A 5,352-nucleotide genomic window follows, 5' to 3' on the forward strand; every position below is an offset into this window, starting at 1 on the left:
CGGTAAAAGTCGGGATTGTTACGACGGGAAGTGAAATCTATCATGGTCGCATCGAAGATAAATTCGGACCGGTACTGCGTGAGAAGTTCAGTTCGTTTGGCAGTCAGGTGATCAGGCAGGTATTGGTGTCCGATGACATTCGCATGACCGTGGACGCCATCAAGGGGCTCATCCGCGACGGCGCGGAATTTGTCGCGGTAACCGGCGGCATGTCGGTGGACCCTGACGATCAAACGCCGGCAAGCATCCGCGCCGCAGGCGGCAAGGTGGTCACCTACGGCGCGCCCGTTTTGCCGGGTGCCATGTTCATGCTCGCCCATGTCGGCGATGTGCCGATTGTTGGACTGCCCGGTTGTGTCATGTACCACAAGGCCAGCATCTTCGATCTCGTGGTGCCCCGCTTGCTGGCAGGTGAAACGGTAACCCGCGCCGATATTGTTTCCATGGGCCATGGCGGATTCTGCTCCAGCTGCCCGGATTGCAGGTATCCCGTCTGTTCATTCGGAAAAACCGGATGATCTGCGTTTGCTTGTACCGACGGCACCCAGGCGCCGGAAAACGTCAAAAAAATTTTCATAGGAGGGACAGATGCTATTGCCCGAGTTTGATTTCCATGAACCAAGGTCGATCGATGAAGCCTGTGAGATCATGGCCGCGTATGGCGCCAAAGCCAAACTACTGGCAGGCGGCACCGATCTCATGGTCAACATGAAGAAAAAAATTCTGACCCCCGCACATCTGGTCTGCCTGTCACGGATTTCCTCCATGCACGGTATCGAAGAAAAGGGCGGTCGGATCATCATCGGTGGACGCTGTACGGTGGCCGAACTGACGGTCGATAGCCTGGTTGAAGAAAAATTGGGCGCCCTGCGCGCCGGTGCCAAAGCCCTCGGTTCACCTCTGGTGCGTAACCGAGCCACCATCGGCGGCAATATCGGCTCGGCACGACCCGCAGCAGACCTGCCCCCGTCATTGATTGCATATGGCGCCACCGCCATGCTTGAGAGCCGCAGAGGAAAAAGAGAGCTCCCGCTGGGAGCTTTCTTTAAGGGGCCCGGATTCACCGAAATTGATGTCGATGAAATTTTGACCGAGATCCGGGTGCCGGTGCCCTGCCAAGGTGAGGGTGCCGGCTATATCAACCTGGGCGTGCGCAAGGCCCAGGACTGCAACATTGTCAATGTCGCTTCCTTCATTGCGTTAGATGAAAAAAACGGATGCGTAAAAAAAGCACGCATCGTCATGGGTTCAGTGGGCCCGACGCCGCTGAGGGCCGCCACGGCCGAAGCCGTGCTGATCGGCCAGAAGCCTGATGAAAGCCTTTTTCTCAAAGCCGGTGAAGCCGCCAGGCAGGATTGTACCCCCATCGATGATTTCAGAGGTGCAGCCAGCTATCGCAAGGCCATGGTGGGGGTCTTGACCAAGCGCACCCTGGATAAGGCTTATCGTCAGGCCATCCGGGACTAAACCCTCCGCCGCAGACACTGGCCAGGGGTGAAGGACCAGTGCCCATGTCGGCAGCCTTTGGGAAAAGCGAAACAACAAGGAGAAAGAGATGAAAAAGCTGATCCAACTGACGGTGAATGACCGTGAGTATGAAATAGCGGTTGAACCCAATCTGACACTGACGGATCTCATCCGGTATGAATTGGGGCTGACAGGCACCAAAAAAGGCTGTGAAACCGGCGACTGTGGCGCCTGTACCGTCATTTTAGACGGGATACCGGTGAATTCATGCTTGGTGCTGGCCGTTCAGGCCAACGGTCGCAAAGTAGAAACCATCGAAGGACTCGAATCTGAAGAGGGGCTTCATCCGATTCAAGACGCGTTTGTGGAAAAAGGTGCCATCCAGTGCGGTTTTTGCTCACCCGGCATGATCTTGTCCGCTAAAAATTTGCTCGATAAAAATCCCCATCCCGATGAAAGCGAAATACGTGGAGCGATTTCGGGAAATCTATGCCGCTGCACCGGTTACCAGAAAATTATCGAAGCGATCAAAAGCGTTTAAGACGAGAGGACAAAATAATGAGTGGACATCATGTGATCAACAGCAGGGCCAGGAGACTCGATACGCCTGCCAAGGCTACCGGCAGGGCGGTTTTCGTGGACGACATCAGCAAGCCGGGCATGTTGTACGGCGCCCTGCTGCAAAGCCCCCTTGCCCATGCCCGAATTCTCAGCATCGACACATCGGTGGCTGAGCGGCTTCCCGGCGTCAAATGTGTCGTTACGGCCAAAGAAGCCGGTTTGACGCCATACGGGGTCAGCCCGGCGCGCTACGACGAAACGCTGTTCTGCCACGACAAGGTCCGCTATGTGGGCGACGAGATTGCCGCTGTGGCAGCCGTGGACCTGGAGACCGCGGAAAAGGCCGTGGAACTGATCAAGGTGGCGTACGAAGAATTGCCGGCGGTGTTCACCGTCGAAGATGCCATGGCCGAAGGCGCGCCGCAACTGCATGAGAAGTTTCCCGGCAACGTGTGTGCGGAGGTGCACCAGGAGTTCGGTGATGTGGCCGCGGCGTTTAAGGTGTGTGACCTGATCAAGACGACCACGGTGAAGAACAAGCGCCAGGATGGTGGTTTCATCGAGCCCCAGGGGTGTCTCGCCGACTACGATCACGCGGGCAACCTGACCCTGATCAGTTCCACCCAGGTGCCGCATTATGTCCAGCGCACGGTGGCCATGGTGCTGGGATTGGATGTGGGCAAGGTCCGGGTGATCAAACCCTATGTGGGTGCCGGATTCGGCATCAAGGCTGCGGCCAATCCCATGGAACTGGCCTGCTGCCTGCTGTCCATCAAAACCGGGAAGCCGGTCAAGATGAATTACACCAGAGAACAGGTCTTCATGTACGGCCGGGCCCGTCACGGATTTACTCATAAAATGAGCATCGGTGTCAAAAAAGACGGCACCCTCATGGCCCTGGAACACGAGGCCTACCTGGACGGTGGCGCCTATTCCAGCTTCGGCATCGCCACGGTTTACTACTCGGGATCGCTGCTGGGAGGACCCTACAAGCTGCCCAACATGAAATATGACGGCTACCGGATTTACAATAACAAACCGGCCTGCGGCGCCCAACGGGGGCATGGGGCGGTGATCGCCCGGGCCGCCTTCGAGCAGCAGCTGGACATGATCGCCGAAGAACTGGGCATCGATCCGGTGGCGATCCGGCAGAAGAACATGATGAAAACCGGTGATACCACCTGCAACGATCTCAACATGAGCAGCTTCGGCATGGCCGAGTGTCTGGATGCAGTAACCAACGGGTCGGATTGGCAAGCCAAGAAGGGCAAGCTGCCGTCGGGCAAGGGCATCGGCCTGGCCTGCGGGTTCTTCGTTTCCGGTGCCGGGTTTCCGATCTATCGGTCCGATACCTACCACTGCACCGTGATCGTAAAACTGACCGAGGACGGCGGCACTGTTTTAGTCTACACGGCCTCTGCGGAAATCGGCCAGGGATCGGACACCGCTTTTGCCATGATTGTCGCCGAAGCCCTCGGCGTTCCGTTGGAATGTGTCCGGCTGGCATCCGGCGATACCGACATGGGCGTGGACCTGGGCGCTTACTCCAGCCGTCAGACCCTGATGACCGGTCATGCCGCCAAAGAGGCAGCTGAAGATGTGAAGCGTCAGGTGGTCGAGGTCCTGGCCGATGAATTGAATCTGCCGGTCGAAGCGATCGACATAAAAAACGGATACATCGTTTTTGACCGCGACGATGTGGATTTTTCGGATCTGCGTACGCGCTACATCAAGGAGCATCGCGGCTGGTCGGATAACCCGGATTCCGGGCAGCTGACCTTCAGGGAGGCTTCACGGATCGCCTATCTGGCCAAGGGTTCCATCGTCGGCACCGGCAAATACAAGCCCCAATTTCTGGGCGGCAAATACAAGGGCGCCGCCGTCGGCACATCACCGGCTTATGGGTGCAGCGCCCAGGTGGTGGAAGTCGACGTGGATCTGGAAACCGGCCAGGTGACCATCGAAAAGGTCACCGACGCCCACGACTGCGGCAAGGCGATCAACCGCACGTCCGTGGAAGGACAGATGGAAGGCTCCGTCTCCATGGGGATCGGCGAGGCCATGCACGAGGAGGTCAAGTTCGATGACAAGGGCCGGGTGATCAACAACGACCTTGCCGAGTACAAGATGGTCACCGCCCTGGACATGCCGCCGGTGGAGGCCATCGTCGTTGAAACCAACGAACCCAACGGCCCTTTCGGCGCCAAGGAGGTGGGGGAAGGCGCCATCATGCCGACCATTCCAGCGGTGCTGAATGCCATTTATGACGCCACCGGCGTTCGGATTTACGAACTGCCCCTGACACCGCAGCGCATTTTCGAAGCGCTGCAGCAAAATAAGCGCAGAAAGGCTAAAACGCCCACGAGTTCGGAAAAACAGCCTAAAGCCAATTAAACCAGGAAGGGCCTGCCCATGGGCGGCCTCCTCCATTTGACCATGGTCTTTGTTTTTTTTGGCACGCTTGAGGGAGACCCATGCCGTTTTGCCTGTCGGAAGAAGAGAAACTCCGCTACCGACGCCAGTTGAGCATACCGGAAATCGGCGTCAGTGGTCAGCGGCGCCTAAAGCAGGCCACGGTTTTGATTGCCGGTCTGGGGGGCCTGGGTTCCATCTCCGCCTATTACATGGCGGCCGCCGGCATCGGTCATTTGAAAATCATCGATATGGACCGGGTTGCCGGTCACAACCTGAACCGGCAGATCCTGCACACGACCGCTGACCTCGGAAAAGAAAAAACGGCTTCCGCCCTGGCGAAGCTGAAATCGCTAAACCCATGGTGCCACATCGAGGCCGTGGCCGCGCGTATCACCGACGATACGGTCGGTGCAATGGTTAGCGGCTGCGACCTGATACTTGACGGCACCGATACCATCGACACCCGCAGAGTGATACACCATGCCGCCTGGGAAAAGAACATCCCCTTCATTTTTGGCGGCGTAAACGGGTTTGATGGGATGGTGGCAACGTTCATCCCGGGCCGTTTCGCTTGCCTGGAATGTATTTTCCCCGCCAACACGCATCCTGTGTCTGAAGCCATCGGGATTGTCGGACCGGCCGCCGGCGTGATCGCCTCCTTGCAGTGTGTGGAGGCCGTTAAATTATTAATTGGCAGGGGGGCGGGGCTGTCAGGGTCACTGATGCACTTTCACGGCCTCGACATGCGCATCAAAAAAATCGCCATCGAACGAAACCCGGACTGTCGTATCTGCCACCGTAAATAATCCACTGAAAATCGGCTGATGGCTCCAGCTTCGTCCGGTGAAGTCGGTCGCTAACCTTCACAATGATTATAGAAAAACCCTATGCAAAAAAATGAATGTATAG

Annotated in this window: 5 protein-coding genes; all 5 read left to right on the plus strand. The window is 57.2% G+C overall.

Annotated elements, in window-relative coordinates; all coding sequences use genetic code 11:
- Window positions 1–518: molybdopterin-binding protein (locus ABYV26_RS19935; protein ID WP_372683114.1), on the plus strand; the 518-nt coding region annotated here is incomplete at its 5' end.
- Window positions 519–588: 70 nt separating this feature from the next.
- Entirely contained in the window at window positions 589–1,467 is an 879-nt protein-coding gene (locus ABYV26_RS19940; RefSeq protein ID WP_372683115.1) for a xanthine dehydrogenase family protein subunit M, read from the plus strand.
- 88 nt (window positions 1,468–1,555) lie between these two features.
- Window positions 1,556–2,008, plus strand: coding sequence for a (2Fe-2S)-binding protein (locus ABYV26_RS19945; RefSeq protein ID WP_372683116.1), 453 nt, complete (start codon window positions 1,556–1,558; stop codon window positions 2,006–2,008).
- 17 nt (window positions 2,009–2,025) lie between these two features.
- On the plus strand, window positions 2,026–4,422 hold the full coding sequence (locus ABYV26_RS19950) for a molybdopterin cofactor-binding domain-containing protein (protein WP_372683117.1): 2,397 nt from the start codon (window positions 2,026–2,028) through the stop codon (window positions 4,420–4,422).
- Window positions 4,423–4,502: 80 nt separating this feature from the next.
- The gene (locus ABYV26_RS19955) at window positions 4,503–5,249 is read left to right on the plus strand and encodes a ThiF family adenylyltransferase (protein ID WP_372683118.1); all 747 of its coding nucleotides are present in this window, start codon (window positions 4,503–4,505) and stop codon (window positions 5,247–5,249) included.
- Window positions 5,250–5,352 lie beyond the last annotated feature (103 nt).

The organism is Desulfosarcina sp., assembly GCF_041551955.1.
In the GTDB taxonomy this organism is placed as follows: domain Bacteria; phylum Desulfobacterota; class Desulfobacteria; order Desulfobacterales; family Desulfosarcinaceae; genus Desulfosarcina.

Excerpts from the sequence above, each read along its gene's own strand:
- ABYV26_RS19940 (WP_372683115.1), top strand. The coding sequence starts at position 589 with ATGCTATTGCCCGAGTTTGATTTCCATGAACCAAGGTCGATCGATGAA.
- ABYV26_RS19945 (WP_372683116.1), top strand. The coding sequence starts at position 1,556 with ATGAAAAAGCTGATCCAACTGACGGTGAATGACCGTGAGTATGAAATA.
- ABYV26_RS19950 (WP_372683117.1), top strand. The coding sequence starts at position 2,026 with ATGAGTGGACATCATGTGATCAACAGCAGGGCCAGGAGACTCGATACG.
- ABYV26_RS19955 (WP_372683118.1), top strand. The coding sequence starts at position 4,503 with ATGCCGTTTTGCCTGTCGGAAGAAGAGAAACTCCGCTACCGACGCCAG.